Source organism: Amycolatopsis sp. WAC 01375 (assembly GCF_003947325.1).
In the GTDB taxonomy this organism is placed as follows: domain Bacteria; phylum Actinomycetota; class Actinomycetes; order Mycobacteriales; family Pseudonocardiaceae; genus Amycolatopsis.
Genome location: NZ_QHHW01000024.1, coordinates 88,290 through 106,334 on the forward strand (window position 1 = coordinate 88,290; position 18,045 = coordinate 106,334).

Consider the following 18,045-nt stretch of genomic DNA (forward strand, 5'->3'; position numbering starts at 1 on the left):
GGCCTCAGTATTGGATCTTGGCCACCACCGGGTAGTGGTCGGAGGGAATCGTGCCACCGTCGTAATGCACGAGCTGTACCGGGCCGACAGCGGCGAGTGGACGGCCGCCCGCGCGCACGGCGCCGACGTAGTCCAGCGAGTCGCGGTAGGTCACCGGAACGGACTTCGCCGCGTTCGGGTTCGTGGCCGCGTCGAAGGTGTACGAGCCTTCGCCCGTTGTGCGCAGGATGCCGCCGAGGAAGGCTTCGCCCTGCTGGACCTGCGTCCGGCCGAGCGAATCCTTGCGCGTCTGCCCGGCCCAGTACTCGATGTTCAGGTCGCCGGCGACGACGACCGGCTCGGCCGCGGGCGCGTATTTCGTGACCAGATCCCGGATCTCGCCGAGCTGCGCCATCCGGATGTCGTGCGCCTTCGGCAGCGTCTCCGGCCCCTCGTCGGCCTGCATGTGGGTGCCCGCGATCCAGAGCGGCTTCCCGTTGACGACCAGCCGGGCGAGCGCGGCGCCCTTGTTGGACAGGTAATCGGCGGTGCCGGAGTACGAATTGCGGAAGACCAGCTGATGTTGCTCGGTCACCGGCGCCTTGCTGAGCACGGTGACCCCGCCGTTGACCACGATGGGGGAATTCGAGCAGTTCCCGTTCACCGTGGTCCAGCCCGGCGAGGTGCCGCAGTACTGGCCGACGAGCGGGGTCTGGTGCGGCCAGACGTCCTTCAGCCGGTTCCGCAGTTCCTCCGCCTGGGCGCTGAAAGCCTCGTCCAGGACGACGACGTCGGCGTCGTTCGCGCGGATGACGTCCTCCGCCGCGCGAGCCCTGGCCTGTTTGTCCGAAGTGTTCGGGCTGGCGATCCAGGGCAGCTGCCAGATGTTGAACGCCATGACCTTCACCGAGACCGCGGCTTGTGCGGGTACGGCGGTTCCGGCGAACATCGCGGCGGCGATGGCGACTACGGCGAGCTTCCGCACGTGGGTTCCTTCCTGGGTCAGGAGACGACGAACGTCCGCGAGGTTCCGCTGAACGCGGAGATCGCCCCGTTCCAGCCGTTCTTCCAGTTGCCGAAGTGGACCACGCGATATTTGCCGATCGGGGCGTTCGCGGGGATCTTCCAGTGGACGACGGCTTTCGATTCGGCGACGAAGGTCCGCGCCCAGTGGTACTTCGTGTCCCAGTCGCCGTCGTCGGCGTGCCTGATCCACTTGCCGTCGACCAGCCGCTGGATCTCCAGGAACGTGCCACCGCGCCGCAGGTCGTTCTTCGGATGCCCGGTGACGAACTCGACCGCGACCTGTTCACCGCGCGCGTAGGTGCTCTTCGCGTCGACCAGGACGTCGCCGAAGCCCTTGAACGCGGGCGCGCTGTCGAACACGACCCCGGGCTGGAAGTTGATCAGCTTGCCGCGCAGATCCCGCGGCGTCGGCCCGTGCGAGACCGTCGCCCCCGCCTTCATCGCGGCCGCGAGCTTGGCGAATTCCTGCTGGTATGCCGGAAGGGTGTAGCGGCCGTACAGGGTCGACGCGCCTTCGTACTGCTGCGAGTCGTACTCCTCGGGCGTAGTGACGTACTGGCTGTACGCGTTCGCATAACCCTGGACGAGCACGTTCTCCAGCGGGACACCGAATTCGGCGGCGACGGTCCGGCGCAGGCGCAGCCCGGCGACGATGGTCAGCTCGGCGGGCACGGCCACGAGGTGCAGCTGTCCGATCCGGACGATCTGCAGCGGCAGGACCTCCGGCGTCCACGGATACGGCTTCATCGCGCCGAACGGCACCGCGATCACCTTCGGCGCGTGCGCGTCGGCGAGCGCCTGCGGGATCGGCGCGTCGATGCCGCCGAGCCAGTCGATGAACGGGTTCTTCACGCCTTCCGGGAGCGGCAGGCCTGGGCCATCCTCGCGGCTTCCCGCCAGCATCGACACGCCGATCGCGGCCGTGCAGGTGCGCTGGGGCCGACCGTTCGGCGTGTACTTCGCGTCGACGGCGACGTCGGACATGTCCACGTAGCACATCCGGTGGTCGACACCCCCGGTCACGGCTTCGGCGGCCGCGTCGAAAGCGCTCTTGGCCGCGCGGAACTGGAGGTCGCCGATGGTGCGGGTGTTCTCGAACTCGGTTTCGGGCGTGCCGGGTTCGAGGTTGAGGTTCGGGCTCATGTCGCCGGTGTTGGTCTGCGGGAACGCGGCGATGAACCGCGGGTTCCCGTCGAGATAGCGCACGCCGGCGTGGTCGTGCTCCCATTCGTAGGCGGCGTAACCCTTGTTGTCGCCGCTGATCAGGTGGTTGCCGTTGCTCATCGACGTACCGTGCGTGGCGAACCAGCTGATCGCGCCGACGTCGACGCCGTTCTGGCTGAACCGAAGCACCGTGACGGCCGGGTCGATCGCCTGCGGGAAGTGGTCCTTGTCCGCCTTCGGGTTCAGGTCGAAGGCCTTGCGGGAGCGGTTGACGCTCGCCTTGGTCAGCTCCGCGCGCCCGAGCCGGATCGATCCGGGCGCGAGGTTCGCGTGCGCCCGGCTGATCGCCTCGAAGATCCCGTCGACGTGCGCGTCGTACACCTGTTGCTGGAAGCCGAGGATCGCCAGATCGTAAGCGGCGTAATGGGAATCCCCGCCGCACGCGGAATGGGTGTGCGTGGCGTTGAGCAGCACGTTCTGCTCGGTGTACAGGTCGCCGTACGCCGACTGGAGCTTGCGCATCACGCCTTGGTGGACGGACTGGAACAGCGCGCCGAGGTCTGCGGTGACGAAGGCGATCCGCTTGGCGCCGTCGTCGACCACGAAGGCCCGCGCCCGGGTGCGGAGGTGGATGCCCGCGGTCTGCTGCTGCGGCATCGAGTAGCCCATCATGCCGTTCTCGGCCGCCGGGCCGGTGACGTCGGAGATGCCGACGCCGACACGGAAACCCTGCCGCGGCGCGGCTTCGGCGCTCCGCGTGCCGAGCACGCTCGCCGCGACCGGCAACGCCGCAGCGCCCGCCAGAATCCGCCTCCGGCTCACCGTCATGAGTCGCACCTCCCGGCCACGAACATGAACCGACTTCATGTTCGTGGCGGGACGCTACGTGATGGGCCTCACTGTCGCAACCCACGAACGGCCGAGACCGAGGGGCGGGCCTCTCCCCGCATCGCACGCGACGATCGCGGCCGCAGGATCGGCCATGACGTCCATCTGATCACGCGTGTCGTCCGTCCGATCACACGTGCCGTCCACGCAGTCACGCGAGGCCCCCTTCCCTCGGCTCAGCCGAGGAAACTCGACCTTCACACCTTGCCGAGTACATGAAGGACCCCTTCCTTGCGCCAGGCGCAAGGAAGGGGTCCTTCATGTACTCAAGAGGGCACTGGTGCCGAGCCGGCCAAGTCTCGTAAGCCGCGACCTATGAAAGAGACTCCGCGACCTTCGTGAGCGTGGCGGCATCGCCCCGCAGCAGCAGCGTGGTCACCACGGTCTCCTCCCACGCGGCGAGTTCGTCGCGGATCTTCTCCGCCGGCCCGATCAGCGAGGTGTCCTCCACGAGCGACGTCGGGATCGCGGCGGTCGCCTCGTCCTTGCGGCCTGCCAGGTACAGCTCCTGGACCTTGTCCGCGACGTCCTCGTACCCCATCCGGGCGAAGACGTCGTGGTGGAAGTTGACCGATTTCGCGCCCATGCCGCCGATGTACAGCGCGAGCGACGGTTTGATCCAGCTCGCGGCCTCCTCGACGTCGTCGTGGACGAGTACCGGGACGGACGCGGCGACCTCGAAATCGTCGAAACCGTGCCGGGCGCCGGGACGCGAGAAACCCTCCTGCAGCGCCGTCCGATAGAAGGCGTCGGTCTTCGGCGAGAAGAACAACGGGAGCCAGCCGTCGCAGATCTCCGCCGACAGCGCCACGTTCTTCGGCCCCTCCGCGGCGAGAAAGATCGGGATCTCCTTGCGGAACGGGTGCACTGTGGACTTCAGCGGTTTGCCGAGCCCGGTCCCGCCTTGCAGCGGCAACTGGAAGTGCTGCCCGTCGTGGGTCACCGGCGCCTCGCGCGCGACGACCTTCCGCACGATGTCGACGTACTCGCGGGTGCGGGCCAGCGGCTTCGGATACGGCTGCCCGTACCAGCCTTCGACCACCTGCGGCCCGGACGCGCCGAGCCCGAGCACGAACCGCCCGCCGGACAGGTGGTCCAGGGTCAGCGCGTGCATGGCCGTCGCGGTCGGGGTGCGCGCCGACATCTGGACGATGTTGGTGCCGAGCTTGATCCGGCTGGTCGACGCGCCCCACCAGGCGAGCGGGGTGAACGCGTCCGAGCCGTAACTCTCGGCGGTCCACACGGAATCGAAGCCGAGTTCTTCGGCCCGCAAGACCGCGTCCAGCGCGCCCTCCGGCGGGCCGGAGGACCAGTAACCGAGGTGGTAACCCAGCTTCATCGAGGCTCCCTAGTCAGTGTCCGTTGCAGGAAGGAGTGGTCGTGAGTGGCTCTTGTCGGGCCCCAGGCAGGCCCCCAATGTGGCATTGGAGACGCTCAGTGTCCCCAATGCCACATTGGGGGCATCGGACCGCGGCGGCGCGAGCCGACGCCTTCGGCCGATGACCACTCGCCAAGCTTCATCGAGGCTCCTCGTCAGACGTTCGGTGAGTAGTGCTCGGGTTTGCCCCGCTCCGAAAGCGGCGGAAGGTTCCTCGCGGGAGTCTCGACCAACGGCGCGTCCGGGGCCAGTTCGCCACGCTCCCGACGCCAGCCCGCCCTGGCACGCGGGTGGTAGCGGCGGTCTCGCGGCACCAGTTTGAACGCCGCATTGATCAGCTTCCCGACCCGACGATGCCTTCGCTCGTCACGTTCGGTCCAGGTGTAGCCGAGGCGCTCGCGGATCGGCCGGTCGTACAGCCCGACCGTGAGCCAGACGAAGTTCCGCGCCACCTGCCCGCGGACGAGGTTCCAGGCGAAGTCCGGCAGCCAGGGCAGGAAATGCGGTTTGGCGATGTCCTGGATCTCGAGGACATCGCGAGTCGCCTTGTTGTCCTCCAGGACGTCCTCGCACATGCGCTTCCAATACAGCTGGAAGTCCTCCCACGACTCCGGCACCGGGCGCATGCTCATGCCGTACATCTCGTACCACTGGACGTGCTCGTCGAACAGCTTCCGCTTCTCGGCCTCGCCGATCCCGCCGCAGAAGTTGTCGGCGATGAGGATCGCACTCACGAAGAACGTCGAATGCGCCCAGTAGAAGGTGTCCGGGTCGAGCGCGTGATAGCGCCGCCCGTGTTTGTCGACGCCCTTGATCCGATCGTGGTAACCGCGCACTTCCAATGCGGTCTGCCGGGCGCGCGGGCCGTCGTAGATCACTCCCCCGATCGGGTACAGCGAGCGGAACAGCCGTTGCCAGCGCTCCTCGAAGAACCGCGAATGCTCCTCGACGCCCGCGCCCAGCTCGGGGTGCATGTTCTGCATGGATCCGGCCCAGAGCGCGATGAGCAGCCCACGCCAGTCGCCGAAGTACTTCCAGGTCAGCGAATCCGGTCCGAGCGGCCGCGGTTGTGTCATCCCCGGTCTCCTCACTGAGCTGGTTAAATTGACCACAACTGTTGTCAGGTTAAAGTTGACAACGGCCGTAGTCAACAAGAGGAGCCGATCATGGCCGGCCGGAGCTGGGCAGGCACGACCCTGGACGACCGCAAGGCCGCGCGACGGGAACAACTCGTCGACGCGGGTCTCGACCTGCTCGGGACCCAGGGCAGCGCCGGGGTGAGCGTCCGCGCGGTGTGCCGCCACGCCAAGCTGACGGAGCGGTACTTCTACGAGAGCTTCACCGACCGCGAAGAACTGGTCGTCGAGGTCTACGAGCACATCGGCGAGCAGGCACGACAGGCGCTCGTCGACGCCGTCAGCGACACAGCTGAACCCGCCGAACGGGCGAAGGCCGCCGTCCGCGCCTTCGTCGAATTGATGCTCGACGATCCGCGCAAAGGCCGCGTGCTCCTGCTCGCGCCGATCACCGATCCCGCGCTGACCACACGCGGGATCGCGCTCCTCCCCTCCTTCGCAGAGCTGGTCAGCGGGCAGCTGTCCCACGGTGACGCGGCCGAGCGGCAGATGACGTCGATCGGGCTGGTCGGCGCGCTGAGCAACGTGTTCATCGCCTACCTCGACGGCTCGCTCAAGGTGAGCCGCGAGCGCCTGATCGACCATTGCGTCCGCCTCGTACTCGGCGCCGACCGTCAGCCCTGACCGCGTTCGGCGACCAGCTGCAGGGCGATGTCGATGATCATGTCCTCCTGACCGCCCACGTATTTCGCGGCCCCGACGCGGTAGAGGATTTCGTGCGCAGGGACGTCGTAGCGCTCGGCGGCGCGCTCCGCGTGCAGGAGGAAACTCGAGTACACCCCGGCGAATCCCTGCACGATCGACGAGCGGTCCATCACCGGGAGCCGCGTGATGTAGGGCTTCACGACGTTTTCGGCCGCGGCCATCAGCACGTCCTTGTCGACGCCCGTGCGGATCCCGAGCCGCTCGAACGTCGCCGCGAGGACCTCGGTCGGCGAGTTGCCCGCGCCGGCCCCGAGCGCCACGAGCGAACCGTCGATCTGCCGCGCACCCGCCCGGTAGGCGAGGACCGAGTTCGCGACGCCGAAGCTGAGGTTCTGGTGTCCGTGATAACCGACCTGCGCCTCGTCCCCGAATTCCGCCACCAGCGCGGCGACGCGTTCACCCGCGTCCTCCAGGATCAGCGCCCCGGCGGAGTCGACGACGTAGACACACTGGCACCCGGCGTCGACCATGATCCGGCCCTGTTTCGCCAGCGCCTCGGGCGTGGACATATGGGACAGCATCAGAAAACCGACCGTCTCCAGTCCGAGGTCGCGTGCCGCCCCGAAGTGCTGGACGGACACGTCGGCCTCGGTGCAATGGGTCGCGATCCGGACCGCGCCCGCGCCGAGGTCGGCCGCCACCCGCAGGTCGCCGACCGTGCCGAGGCCGGGCAGCAGCAGCACCGCGATCTTCGCGTGCCGTGCCTCGTTGACCGCAGCCTCGATCAGCTTCCGTTCGTCCACAAGGGAAAAGCCGTAGTTGAACGTCGAGCCGCCGAGGCCGTCGCCGTGGCTGACTTCGATCAGCGAGACCCCGGCGTCATCCAGCGCCCGGACGGTGTCGCGCACGTTCTTCTCGGTGAACTGATGCGCCATCGCGTGGCTGCCGTCGCGCAGGCTCGTGTCGACCAGCCGGACTTCCCGGCTCACGTCGTCCCAGCTCATGCCGCCACCTCCTGAGTGGCAAGAAGGTCGCCGACACGGGCGGCCGCGGCCGTCATGATGTCGAGGTTCCCGGCGTATTTCGGCAGGAAGTCCCCGTTCCCGGCGACCTCCAGGAACACCGCGACCCGCGCCTGCCCGCTCCAGCCCGGCCGCGGAGGGTCGTATTGGGGATCCGCCTTGAGCGTGTAACCCGGCACGTAACCCTGGACGGTCTCGACCATGCGGTGGATGGATTCGCTCACCGCGTCGAAGTCCGCGTCCGGGTCGATCGCGCAGAACACCGTGTCACGCATGATCATCGGCGGTTCGACCGGATTGATGATGATGATCGCCTTGCCGCGGCTCGCTCCCCCGACGAGTTCGATCCCGCGCGCCGTCGTCGCGGTGAACTCGTCGATGTTCGCCCGGGTGCCCGGCCCGGCGGAGCGTGAGGAGACGGACGCGACGATCTCGGCGTAGGGCACCGGCGTCACCCGCGACACCGCGTGCACGATCGGGATCGTGGCCTGGCCGCCGCAGGTGATGAGGTTGACGTTCGGCACGTCCAGCCGTTCGGGCAGGCCCACGGCAGGGCAGGTGAACGGGCCGACCGCGGCCGGGGTCAGGTCGATCGCACGGATCCCGGCGGTGGCGTAGCGCGGCGCGTTGGCCAGATGCGCCTTCGCCGAAGTCGCTTCGAAGACGAGGTCCGGCATTTCGTCGCGCGACAGCAGCCAGTCGACGCCGCCGGCGGAGGTCTCCAGCCCCAGCTCGGCGGCCTTGGCCAGCCCGTCCGAGTCCGGGTCCACGCCGACCATGTACCGCACCTCGACGTGGTCGCTGCGCCTGAGCTTCGCGAGCAGGTCGGTGCCGATGTTCCCGGGACCGACGATCGCGGCCACCGCTTTCCGTTGCGCCATGTCAGGTGACGCTCCCCGAGCGGATAGGGCACACTCAACCCATGCGTGCCGCTGGGCGGAACGACGACCCGGAACGAACCGGAGCGGACGGCCTCGTCGCCGCCCGGATCTCCGCGCTGCTGTCGGCCTTCCGTCCCGGCGACGACGCGCTCGGCGTTTCCGAACTGGCGCGGCGGACCGGGCTGGCGAAGTCGACCGTCCACCGGCTCACCGGGCATCTGGTCGCGACCGGCCTGCTCGAACGCGAGGACGCGACACTGCGGCTCGGGCTGAAGCTGTTCGAGATAGGCCAGCTCGCGGTGCGGCGCCGTGGATTGGTCGAGGCGGCGCGGCCGTATCTCGCCGATCTCCGCGAGGCGACCAGGAACACCGTGCACTTGGCTGTCCTGGAAGGCACCGAGGTCGTCTACCTCGACATCCTCCGGGGACCGGACGCACCGTCGTTGCCGTCCCGGATCGGCGGCCGCTTTCCCGCGCACGCCACCGGCGTCGGCAAGGCGATCCTCGCGTTCTCCCCGGAATCCGTGGTGACACAGGTGATCGACGCCGGGTTGCCGCGCGTCAGCGTGCGGACCATCACCGCCGCCGGCTTGCTTCGCCGTCAGCTCGCCAAGATCCACGGCGAAGGAATCGCGTTCGAGCGCGAGGAATCCGGGGTCGGTGTCGTCTGCGCGGCCAGCCCGCTGCTCGACGCGCACGGTGTGGCGGTGGCGGCGTTGTCGATCTCCGGCTGGGCGAATCGCATGCACACCAACCGGGTCGCGCCCGCGGTGCGGACCGCCGCTTTGGCGTTGTCGCGCACGCTCTGAGGTCTACGCGACTAGCCCTCGCCGGACCAGTTCCGGCCGCACGCCTTCGCCGAACCAGTACGCCTCCTCCAGATGCGGGTATCCGGAGAGGACGAACTCCTCGATACCGTGCGCGTGGTACTCCTCGATGAGGTCGGCGACCTCACCGTGACTGCCGACGAGAGCGGTGCCCGCGCCGCCGCGCACCAGACCGATGCCGGCCCAGAGGTTCGGGTGGATCTCCAGACCGCGGACGCCACCGCCGGTCTTCCCGCCGTGCAGTGCCGCCATCCGCTGCTGGCCCACGGATTCGCTGGCGGACAACTGTTTCTGCGTATGGGCGATCCGTTCGGGATCGATCGCCTCCAGCAGCTTTCCCGCCTCCGCCCAGGCTTCCGCTGACGTGTCACGCGAGAGGGTGTGCAGCCGGATGCCGAACCGGAGCTTCCGTCCCTGCTCCTCGGCGAGTTCACGGACCTTGGCGATCTTTTCCGCGACCTGCGCGGGCGGCTCACCCCAGGTCAGGTAGACGTCGGCGTGCCTCGCCGCGACCGGGAGCGCGGCCGCGGACGAGCCGCCGAAGTAGATCGGCGGCACCGGATCGGGTGCCGCCCGGGTGGTCGCACCCTCGACCTTGAGATGTTCGCCGGCGTAGTCGAACGGCTTGCCGCTCCACACGCCGCGCACGATCTCGAGGAACTCGCCGGTGCGGGCGTAACGCTGGTCGTGATCGTGCCAGTCACCGAACCGGCGCTGTTCGACCGCGTCGCCGCCGGTGACGACGTTGAGCAGCACACGTCCTCGCGAGATCCGCTGGAACGTTCCGGCCATCTGCGCGGCCAGCGTCGGCGAGACCGTCCCTGGCCGGAACGCGACGAGGAACTTGAGGGTGCTCGTCTCGCGGATGAGCGCGGCCGTGGTCAGCCACGCGTCCTCGCACCAGGTCCCGGTCGGCGTCAGCACGCCTTCGAAACCGTTGGCCTCGGCGGCGCGGGCGACCTGCGCGAGGTAGTCGAGGCTCGGCTCGCGGGCGGCGGACGCCCCGGCGGCACGGCTGGCGTGGAAGTGCTCCACGATCGTCCGGCCGTCACCGGTGGTGGGCAGGAACCAATGCAGCTTGAGCGTCACGGTTCCGAGCTTCGGCCTCCGGAGCCGGGCCGGTCAAACAGCGAGCCTCACGTCCCGCGATCTGGACGCCTTCCTCCGCAATTCGTCACCTACTTGCGGAGACGGCAGGCGGTCAGCCGCCGAACATCAGCCGCCATTCCTCCAGCGACTTCGGCCGGTACACGAAGTTCGTGTCCTTCACGCGCGAAAGGTTCGCCGACGGCTCGGCCGAGTACTGATGACCCGGGTAGACGACCGGATCCCCGTCCAGCCCGGCCAGCCATTGCAGGCTCCGGTAGATCGCCTCCGCGTCACCGCCGGGGAAATCGGTCCGGCCGCAGCCTTCGAGGAACAGCGTGTCACCGGAGACGAGCCGCCCGTCGACCAGGAAGCATTGGCTGCCGGGCGTGTGTCCCGGCGTGTGCAGCAGCCGGATCGGCACCGCGCCGACCTCGAGCACGTCGTCGTGTTCGTGCGAGCGCAGATCGGTTTCCGAGACGCCGGTGATCCGGCGGACCCATTCGGCTTCGGCGGTGTTGACGTGGATCGGTACCTGGACGCGCTCCAGCAGCTCCGCGATCCCCGGGAGCGAGAAGCCCATCATCTCGCCGCCGACGTGGTCGGGGTGGTGATGCGTCGCGAGCACGCCGGTCAGCCGCATGCCGTCGGCTTCCAGCAGGTCGAGCAGATCGCCGACGGCGTACGCCGGGTCGACGATGACGGCCTCGTTCGTCTCCCGGTCGCCGATCAGATAGGCGAAGTTGACCATCTGCGTCGCGACCGGGTCCCCCACCGCGAAGTCACGGCCTGCGAGCAATTGCCGGAAGTACAGCCTGTCAGCCATGCGGACACCTTACGGCGCTACTCCCCTGTGGTTCCGTCGGCCAGCTCACGCAGGATGTCCAGATGCCCGGCGTGCCGCGCCGTTTCCTGGACGACGTGGGCGAGCACCCAGCGGACGGTGAACTTCCCCGACCGGCGCGCCCGGTCGTCCGGAGAGGCCCCGGCCAGGGACGACTCCGAGAGCGCCCACTCGGCGCGGTACGCCTCGACGACCGAACGCGGGTCGTCGTCCTCGGTCAGGTCCCAGCTCGGATCCGGTGAACCTTCCCACAACGAAGGCAGCTCGGCGCCGCCCGCTTCGATCGACAGCCACCAGCGCTCCACGGCGGTCAGATGCTTGAGCAGCCCCAGCGCGCTCATCCGCGGGGACGCCGGCAGCGGGGTCGCGGCCGCCTGCTCCCTGGTCAGCCCGGCGACCTTGTTCACCGCGGTGGCGCGGAGGAAGCGCAGGAAGTCCCACTGGATCCCGGCTTCGTCCTCGGCGATCCCCGCCGGCCAGGCTCGCTCCACCGGATCGGCCGCGCTCGAACTCCTGTTCGACATGTCGCTCACCCTACACATACGGCGATCTCGCGTGATTAAAGGCGTAACTCGTGAGTTACGCGCCCGATCACGTGAGTTACGCGCCCGATCACGTGAGTTACGCGCCCGATCACGTGAGATCTCCGTGTGGACACCGCAGGGCTAGGCTCGTGGTTCATGTGGTGGGGTTTGGTTTGCGCGTTCTTCGCGGCCTGTGCGTACGGCGTCGCTTCGGTGATGCAGGCGATCGCCGCGAAAGCGACATCGGGCGCCGAGGACCGCGTCGATCCCCGGCTGCTCGTGCGGGTGTTGCGGCAGTGGAAGTTCGTCGCGGGTCTGGCGCTGGACGTGATCGGGTTCGTCGCTCAGCTCGCCGCCCTGCGCGTGCTGCCGCTGTTCGTGGTTCAGGCGGCGCTGGCCGGAAGCCTGGCCGTGACGGCGGTCGCGGCGAGGACGCTCGGTGTCCGGTTGGGGCGTCGCGAGTGGACGGCGGTCGCGGTCGTCTGCGCGGGGCTCGCGTTGCTCGGGATGTCGGCCGAGAGCGAAGGCTCGTCGGCGACCGGGCTGGGTTTCCGGCTCGTGCTGATCGGCGCGGTGGTCGTACTCGGCACGGCCGGGATGTTCGCCGGCCGCGCGCCGCGGCGGATCCGGACGCCGGCGCTGGGCCTGATCGCGGGCCTGTGCTTCGGCGTGGTCGCCCTGTCCGGCCGCGTGCTCACCAGCCTTGCCCCGCTGGATCTGCTGACCGACCCCGCCGTCTACACCTTGGCCGTGGCGGGCGCGCTGGCAATGTTGTTCTACGCCACCGCGTTGCAACGCGGCAGTGTCACCACCTCGACCGCGATGATGGTGATCGGCGAGACCGTCTTTCCTTCCCTGATCGGGGTTCTCGTCCTCGGCGACACCACGCGACCGGGGTTCGCGGCCGTGGCGGCGGTCGGTTTCGTGCTCGCGGTGTCGGCGGCGCTCGCGCTGGCCCGCTTCGGCGAGCCCGCGCCGATCGAGCCGGTCAGCGCGCAGCTCGGCTGACCCCGCGCCGGGACACCAGGAGCCAGCCGAGGTACAGCCCGCCGATCGCCCCGGTCACCAGACCGACGGGCAGGCCGGCGAGGAACTGCTGGGTGATCAGATCGCTCGTCACCAGCAGGAGCATGCCCATCAGCGCGGCCGCCGCGAGCCCGGGTCCCGAAGACCGCGTCAGCCGCTTCGCCAGCTGAGGCGCGGCGAGCGCCAGGAACGCGATCGGACCGGCGGCGGCCGTGGCGATCGAACACAGCCCGACGCTGACCCCGAGGAGCACGACCCGGCTCCGCTGCACCGGCACGCCGAGTCCCTTGGCCGAGTCGTCCCCCATCTCCAGCAGGGAAAGCCTTCTGCCGTAGACGAGGGCGGGCGGCAGCAGGACGGCGATGGCGATCGCGACCGGGACGACGTGCTCCCAGCCGCGGCCGTTGAGCCCGCCGACCAGCCACGCCTGCGCCGCCAGGCCGTCCTGCCAGGAGGCCCTGGTGATCAGGTAGGAGTTGAACGCGAGCAGCATCGCGTTCACGCCGATGCCGACGAGGATCAGCCGGAAGGTGTGCACGCCGCCCTTCAGCGCGAGCAACGCGATCAAGCCCGCGGTCACGACGCCGCCGACCAGCGCACCCAGCGAAACCTGGAGCATGCCGCCGTGCACGACGATGATCGTCAGCAACGCGCCCGCGGCGGCGCCTTCGGTGAAGCCGATGAAATCGGGGCTGCCCAAGGGGTTCCCGGACAGGCTCTGCAGGATCGCGCCACTGACCGCGAGCGCGCCGCCGACCAGCAACGCGGTCAGCAGGCGCGGCAGCCGCAGGGTGGTCACGATGAACTCGGTACTCCGGTCGCCGAAGCCGAACAGCGTCTGGATGACCTCGCCGACGGACAACGGGTAGTCGCCGGTGGTCATGCTGACCGCCCCGACGAAGAGCACGGCGACGGCCAGCAGGGTGACGACGATCGCCGCCCGCGGGGTGACGCGCAGGGACAGTCCGCCGCCCGGAGTGCGGAGGACGCGGGTGCTCATCGGTGGGCGCTCCTTGATCGCGGTCACAGGCGGGCCAGCTTCCTGCGGCGGCAGAGCGCGATGAACACCGGCGCGCCGAGGAACGCGACGACGATTCCCGCCTGCAGTTCCTCCGGCGGGTTCAGCACGCGGCCGACGACGTCGGCACCGATCAGCGCGATCGGCGCGAGCAGCATCGAGTACGGCAGGACCCAGCGCTGGTCCGGGCCGACCAGCATGCGCGCGGCGTGCGGCACGGCGAGCCCGAGGAAGATGACCGGTCCGATGGCCGCGGTTCCCGCGCCGCAGAGCAGGGTCACCACGATCGCGCCCAGCACCCGGGTGCGGCCGATGTGGGCGCCGAGCGCCTTGCCGGTCTGGTCGCCGAGCGCGAGGATGTTGAGCGGCCGGGCGAGCAGCAGCGCGATGACCGCGCCGACCGCCACGAACGGCGAGATCTGCCAGAACACGTCCCATTTGCGGCCGCTGAGCGAACCGACGTTCCAGAAGCGGAACTGGTTGAACGTCTCGGGCATCAGCAGCAGGATCCCGACGATGTAGGCCTGGAGCACCGCCATGACGGCCGAACCGGCGAGCACGAGCCGATCCGGGGTGGCGCTGCGGCCCGCCGAGCCGAGGACGTACACCACGACCGACGCGATCGCCGCCCCGGCGAAGGCGAACCAGATGTAGCCGAGCACGCCGGTGACCCCGACGAACGCGATACCCGACACGACCGCGGCCGACGCTCCGGTGTTGACGCCGAGCAGGCCGGGGTCGGCGAGCGGGTTCCGGGTGAGCGCCTGCATCACCGCGCCCGCCAGGCCGAGCGCCACGCCGACGACCACGCCCAACAGGGTCCGCGGGATGCGGAGGTCGTGGATGATCACCGCTTCGGTCGAGCCGTCGTTGTGCCACAGCACCGACCAAGTGGAGGTGAACGGGATGCTCTTCGACCCCACCCAGATACTGAGCAGGAACACGAGCGCCAGCAAGGCGAGCCCGACCATCAGACCACCCGCGCGGAACGTCCGTGCCGCCGCGCTGGGCGGGGACGCCGCGGCGGGCGCGCGTTCGGTGACGACCACGGAACCTCCTTCGAGTGAGGCGAGGCTAACCGAACGCCGGAGTTCACCTCAACGAGCTATCTACTTAGACTAGCCTTACCTACCCCCGACCCACGGAGGCGCCGGTGTCCGCAACGGCCACCACCAGCCGGAGCGTCCTGCGCCAGGCCATCTCCGGGCAGCGACGTCGAGTCACGCTCGCTTCCGTTCTCGCCGCCGGACACCAAGGCGGTGAAGCACTCGTCCCGGTGATCATCGGGGTGGTGATCGACCAGGCGGTCGCCGGCGGTTCCGCGGGCACGCTCGTGTTCTGGCTCGCCGTGCTCGGCGTGGTCTTCGCGGGACTGTCCTACAGCTATCGGTTCGCCGCGAGAGCGGCCGAAGGCGCCTCGCTGCGGGCGGCGCACGATCTCCGTATCGCGATCAGTCGCCGCGTCCTGCATCCCGGTGGTGGCGCCGAAAACGGCAAGCTGGCGGGTGAACTGGTCAACATCGGCACCAGCGACGCGCAGCGGGTCGGCGTGGTGAACGCGGCGCTGCCGTTCGGGATCGCCGCGCTCGCCGGGGTGCTGGTCAGCGCCGTCGCCCTGCTGCGCATCTCGCTTCCGCTGGGTCTCCTCGTGCTACTGGGCACGCCGCCGCTGCTGTACCTCGCGCATCTCATCGGCAAGCCGCTGGAACGCCGCAGTGAGGCCGAACAGGAGCGTTCCGCGCACGCTTCGGGGGTCGCCACGGATCTGGTCTCCGGTCTGCGGGTGCTCAAGGGCATCGGCGCCGAACCCGCCGCCGTCGCCCGTTATCGGGACACCAGCCAGAACTCGCTCAAGGCCACCTTGCGCGCCGCAAAGGCGAAGGCCTGGCACGACGGCGCGGTGCTGGCGCTGACCGGCGTCTTCATCGCGGTCGTCGCGCTTGTCGGCGGGCATCTCGCGTCGTCGGGGGCGATCAGCGTCGGCGATCTCGTCGCCGCGGTGGGGCTGGCCCAGTTCCTGCTCACCCCGTTCCTGATCTTCTCGTGGGTGAACGGCGAACTGGCGCAGGGCCGCGCGTCGGCGTCCCGGGTCGCCGACCTGCTGACCACGCCGGTGGCGGTCGAACCGGGTGACGGCGAACTCCCCGCCCCCTCCGGCGGGAACGTCAAGTTCACCCAGGTGTCGTACCGCAGCCTCCGCGGGGTCGACCTCGACATCCCGGCCGGGCAGTTGATCGGCGTCGTCGCCGCCGATCCGGCCGCCGCGACCGATCTGCTCGACTGCCTCGGCCGCGCGGGCGATCCCGCCGAGGGCAAGGTCCACGTCGACGGCGTCGATCTGTCCACTGTGGACCCGGACCGGGTGCGGGAGGTCGTCCTGGTCGCCGCGCACGACGCGGACCTGTTCGAAGGGACGCTGGCGGAGAACGTGCACGCCGGTGGCCGCGAATCCGGCGACGCGCTGGCCGCGTCGGCGGCGGACGAGGTCGCGGCGGCCCTGCCGGACGGCACCGCGACCGCGGTCACCGAACGCGGACGCTCCCTCTCCGGCGGGCAGCGCCAACGGGTCGCGCTCGCCCGCGCGCTCGCCGCGGACGCGCCGGTGCTCGTCGTCCACGACCCGACGACGGCGGTGGACACGGTGACCGAGGCGAGGATCGCCACCGGGCTCGCCCGGCTACGACAAGGACGGACCACGATCCTGGTGACCACGAGCCCCGCCCTGCTCGCCGTGACGGACCGCGTCGTCGTTCTCGACGGCGGCCGGATCACCGGCGAGGGCGGCCACGCCGAACTCGCCCGCGACCGCGCCGACTACCGCGCGGCGGTGCTGTCATGACGCGTGAGCTGCTTCCCACCGCCGACGGCAGGCGGATCCGCGCGGTCCTCGGCGAACTGCTCCGCACCTCGAAGGCCCGTGCCGCCGGCGCGCTGGCGATGCTCGTCTGCGCGACCGCGATCGGGCTGCTCACCGCACGCCTGCTCGGCCACATCGTCGACCTGGTCATCGAAAAGCGGCCCGCGACCGAACTGACCACCCCCGTGGTGGCACTGGTGCTGGTCGCCGTCGGGCAGGCGATCGCGACGGCGCTGGGTGTCTCGCTGACCGCGAAGCTCGGCGAGACGCTGCTGGCGGAACTGCGCGAACGGTTCGTCGACCGGGCGCTCGGTCTCCCGCTGGAGCAGGTCGAACGCGCGGGCTCCGGCGACCTGACCGCCCGCGTCACCAACGACGTCACGGTGGTCGCGAGGGCGGTCCGTGAGGCCCTGCCCGAACTGGGCCGCTCGGTGCTCACCATCGTGCTGACCCTCGGCGCGCTCGCCGTTCTCGACTGGCGGTTCCTGCTGGCCGCGTTGCTGGCGACGCCGATCCAGCTGCACACCGTGCGCTGGTACGTCCGCAACGCCGTGCCGTTGTACGCGAAGCAGCGGATCGCGACCGGTTCGCAGCAACAGCAACTGCTCGACACGATCGGCGGCGCGAAGACCGTCCGCGCGTTCCGGCTCGCCGACGCCCACGTGGAGCGCGTCCGGCAGCGGTCCGAGGGCGCGATGGACCTGATGCTGCGTGGTGTCCGGCTGATGACGAGGTTCTTCGCCCGGCTCAACCTGGCCGAGTTCGTGGGCCTCTCTGCCGTGCTCGCGGCCGGTTTCCTGCTGGTGGGCGCCGACGCGGTGACCGTCGGCGCGGCGACGGCGGCGGCGTTGTACTTCCACAGCCTGTTCGGTCCGATCAACAGCGCGCTGGCGCTGGTGGACGACGCGCAAGCGGCCGCCGCGAGCCTCGCCCGGCTGGTCGGTGTGGCCGACCTGCCCGCCCCGCGCGAACCCGAGCTGCCCGCGAAACCCGTTGACGCGTCGGTGAAGGCGGCCGGGCTCTTTCATTCCTATGTGGACGGACACCCGGTGCTGCGGGACGTCGACCTCAACCTCTCCCCCGGTGAACGGGTCGCGCTGGTCGGCGCGAGCGGAGCCGGGAAGACGACGCTGGCCAAGCTGATCGCCGGGATCCACACCCCGGACTCCGGGACGATCGCCGTCGGCGGCGTTCCGCTCGACGAGCTCGGGCCGTCCGCCACCCGGCGGGCCGTCGCGCTGATCAGCCAGGAGGTGCACGTCTTCGCCGGTTCGCTGGCGGACGATCTCCGGCTCGCCCATCCCGGCGCGACCGACGCGGAGTTGCTGGCGGCCTTGGAAAAAGTCGGCGCGCGCGGCTGGGCCGAGGCGTTGAGCGAAGGTCTCGCGACCGTCGTCGGCGAAGGCGGGCACCAGCTGACCGTCACCCAATCCCAGCAACTGGCGCTGGCCAGGCTGGTCCTCGCGGACCCGCCGATCGCGATCCTCGACGAGGCCACCGCCGAAGCCGGGAGCGCGGGCGCGAAAACCCTCGAAGCCGCCGCGGCCGCCGCACTGGAAGGCCGGACCGGTCTCGTCGTCGCGCACCGGCTGACCCAGGCCGCGGCGTCGGACCGCGTCGTCGTACTCGAAGCGGGCGTGATCGTCGAAAGCGGGACACACGACGAACTCGTGGCCTCCGGCGGTCAGTACGCAACGCTTTGGGCGGCATGGTCGGACAACCGTTCACGGACGTGACCCGGGAC

16 protein-coding genes are annotated in these 18,045 nt (G+C 69.8%); 5 read left to right on the forward strand and 11 right to left on the reverse strand.

What is annotated here, in order from left to right:
- Positions 1-4: 4 nt before the first annotated feature.
- From DL991_RS12570 to DL991_RS12585, 4 genes are all read right to left on the reverse strand, one after another.
- Positions 5-964, reverse strand: a complete 960-nt coding sequence (locus DL991_RS12570) for a sphingomyelin phosphodiesterase (protein ID WP_125784207.1) — start codon at positions 962-964, stop codon at positions 5-7.
- A 17-nt stretch (positions 965-981) separates the two neighbouring features.
- Complete coding sequence (locus tag DL991_RS12575) at positions 982-2,997, reverse strand: neutral/alkaline ceramidase (protein ID WP_125784208.1); 2,016 nt, start codon at positions 2,995-2,997, stop codon at positions 982-984.
- 373 nt (positions 2,998-3,370) lie between these two features.
- Positions 3,371-4,396, reverse strand: a complete 1,026-nt coding sequence (locus DL991_RS12580; RefSeq protein WP_125784209.1) for an LLM class F420-dependent oxidoreductase — start codon at positions 4,394-4,396, stop codon at positions 3,371-3,373.
- A gap of 194 nt (positions 4,397-4,590) precedes the next feature.
- On the reverse strand, positions 4,591-5,511 hold the full coding sequence (locus DL991_RS12585; protein WP_125784210.1) for an oxygenase MpaB family protein: 921 nt from the start codon (positions 5,509-5,511) through the stop codon (positions 4,591-4,593).
- Positions 5,512-5,601: 90 nt separating this feature from the next.
- On the opposite strand from DL991_RS12585, the gene DL991_RS12590 reads away from it, so the two are divergent.
- Complete coding sequence (locus tag DL991_RS12590; RefSeq protein WP_125784211.1) at positions 5,602-6,195, forward strand: TetR/AcrR family transcriptional regulator; 594 nt, start codon at positions 5,602-5,604, stop codon at positions 6,193-6,195.
- Here DL991_RS12590 and dmpG read toward each other — a convergent pair.
- Positions 6,186-7,220 (reverse strand): 4-hydroxy-2-oxovalerate aldolase, encoded by a 1,035-nt coding sequence (dmpG, locus tag DL991_RS12595; protein ID WP_125784212.1) that lies wholly within the window; start codon positions 7,218-7,220, stop codon positions 6,186-6,188. The genes DL991_RS12590 and dmpG overlap by 10 nt on opposite strands.
- Positions 7,217-8,119 (reverse strand): acetaldehyde dehydrogenase (acetylating), encoded by a 903-nt coding sequence (locus DL991_RS12600; RefSeq protein ID WP_125784213.1) that lies wholly within the window; start codon positions 8,117-8,119, stop codon positions 7,217-7,219. Before DL991_RS12600 ends, dmpG begins: the two co-directional genes overlap by 4 nt.
- A 41-nt stretch (positions 8,120-8,160) precedes the next feature.
- Here DL991_RS12600 and DL991_RS12605 point away from each other — a divergent pair, with 41 nt between their 5' ends.
- A complete protein-coding gene (locus tag DL991_RS12605) occupies positions 8,161-8,928 on the forward strand; it encodes an IclR family transcriptional regulator (protein ID WP_125784214.1) in 768 nt (255 codons plus the stop codon).
- Positions 8,929-8,931: 3 nt separating this feature from the next.
- Here the strand turns inward: DL991_RS12605 and DL991_RS12610 are convergent, their stop codons facing one another.
- The 3 genes from DL991_RS12610 to DL991_RS12620 all read right to left on the reverse strand — a co-directional run bounded on the left by DL991_RS12610 (position 8,932) and on the right by DL991_RS12620 (position 11,400).
- The gene (locus DL991_RS12610; protein ID WP_125784215.1) at positions 8,932-10,035 is read right to left on the reverse strand and encodes an LLM class flavin-dependent oxidoreductase; all 1,104 of its coding nucleotides are present in this window, start codon (positions 10,033-10,035) and stop codon (positions 8,932-8,934) included.
- A 112-nt stretch (positions 10,036-10,147) separates the two neighbouring features.
- The gene (locus DL991_RS12615; RefSeq protein ID WP_125784216.1) at positions 10,148-10,858 is read right to left on the reverse strand and encodes an MBL fold metallo-hydrolase; all 711 of its coding nucleotides are present in this window, start codon (positions 10,856-10,858) and stop codon (positions 10,148-10,150) included.
- 17 nt (positions 10,859-10,875) lie between these two features.
- Positions 10,876-11,400 carry a DinB family protein gene (locus tag DL991_RS12620; RefSeq protein ID WP_199753932.1) on the reverse strand — a complete coding sequence of 175 codons (525 nt, stop codon included), beginning with the start codon at positions 11,398-11,400 and terminating at the stop codon, positions 10,876-10,878.
- 156 nt (positions 11,401-11,556) lie between these two features.
- Between DL991_RS12620 and DL991_RS12625 the strand changes: the two genes are divergently transcribed.
- Positions 11,557-12,408 (forward strand): DMT family transporter, encoded by an 852-nt coding sequence (locus tag DL991_RS12625; protein ID WP_125784218.1) that lies wholly within the window; start codon positions 11,557-11,559, stop codon positions 12,406-12,408.
- On the opposite strand, the gene DL991_RS12630 is transcribed toward DL991_RS12625, so the two are convergent.
- Together DL991_RS12630 and DL991_RS12635 are read right to left on the reverse strand one after the other, a co-directional pair.
- On the reverse strand, positions 12,389-13,426 hold the full coding sequence (locus DL991_RS12630) for an iron chelate uptake ABC transporter family permease subunit (protein ID WP_125784220.1): 1,038 nt from the start codon (positions 13,424-13,426) through the stop codon (positions 12,389-12,391). The genes DL991_RS12625 and DL991_RS12630 overlap by 20 nt on opposite strands.
- 23 nt (positions 13,427-13,449) lie before the next feature.
- Entirely contained in the window at positions 13,450-14,493 is a 1,044-nt protein-coding gene (locus DL991_RS12635) for an iron ABC transporter permease (protein WP_125784222.1), read from the reverse strand.
- 104 nt (positions 14,494-14,597) lie between these two features.
- Between DL991_RS12635 and DL991_RS12640 the strand changes: the two genes are divergently transcribed.
- Both DL991_RS12640 and DL991_RS12645 read left to right on the forward strand, forming a co-directional pair.
- Entirely contained in the window at positions 14,598-16,283 is a 1,686-nt protein-coding gene (locus tag DL991_RS12640; RefSeq protein WP_125784224.1) for an ABC transporter ATP-binding protein, read from the forward strand.
- Positions 16,280-18,037, forward strand: a complete 1,758-nt coding sequence (locus tag DL991_RS12645; protein WP_125784226.1) for an ABC transporter ATP-binding protein — start codon at positions 16,280-16,282, stop codon at positions 18,035-18,037. Before DL991_RS12640 ends, DL991_RS12645 begins: the two co-directional genes overlap by 4 nt.
- Positions 18,038-18,045: the final 8 nt, after the last annotated feature.

Excerpts from the sequence above, each read along its gene's own strand:
- DL991_RS12645 (WP_125784226.1), top strand. The coding sequence starts at position 16,280 with ATGACGCGTGAGCTGCTTCCCACCGCCGACGGCAGGCGGATCCGCGCG.
- DL991_RS12585 (WP_125784210.1), bottom strand. The coding sequence starts at position 5,511 with ATGACACAACCGCGGCCGCTCGGACCGGATTCGCTGACCTGGAAGTAC.
- DL991_RS12625 (WP_125784218.1), top strand. The coding sequence starts at position 11,557 with ATGTGGTGGGGTTTGGTTTGCGCGTTCTTCGCGGCCTGTGCGTACGGC.
- DL991_RS12630 (WP_125784220.1), bottom strand. The coding sequence starts at position 13,426 with ATGAGCACCCGCGTCCTCCGCACTCCGGGCGGCGGACTGTCCCTGCGC.
- DL991_RS12580 (WP_125784209.1), bottom strand. The coding sequence starts at position 4,396 with ATGAAGCTGGGTTACCACCTCGGTTACTGGTCCTCCGGCCCGCCGGAG.
- DL991_RS12615 (WP_125784216.1), bottom strand. The coding sequence starts at position 10,858 with ATGGCTGACAGGCTGTACTTCCGGCAATTGCTCGCAGGCCGTGACTTC.
- dmpG (WP_125784212.1), bottom strand. The coding sequence starts at position 7,220 with ATGAGCTGGGACGACGTGAGCCGGGAAGTCCGGCTGGTCGACACGAGC.
- DL991_RS12575 (WP_125784208.1), bottom strand. The coding sequence starts at position 2,997 with ATGACGGTGAGCCGGAGGCGGATTCTGGCGGGCGCTGCGGCGTTGCCG.
- DL991_RS12605 (WP_125784214.1), top strand. The coding sequence starts at position 8,161 with ATGCGTGCCGCTGGGCGGAACGACGACCCGGAACGAACCGGAGCGGAC.
- DL991_RS12600 (WP_125784213.1), bottom strand. The coding sequence starts at position 8,119 with ATGGCGCAACGGAAAGCGGTGGCCGCGATCGTCGGTCCCGGGAACATC.
- DL991_RS12590 (WP_125784211.1), top strand. The coding sequence starts at position 5,602 with ATGGCCGGCCGGAGCTGGGCAGGCACGACCCTGGACGACCGCAAGGCC.
- DL991_RS12620 (WP_199753932.1), bottom strand. The coding sequence starts at position 11,400 with ATGTCGAACAGGAGTTCGAGCGCGGCCGATCCGGTGGAGCGAGCCTGG.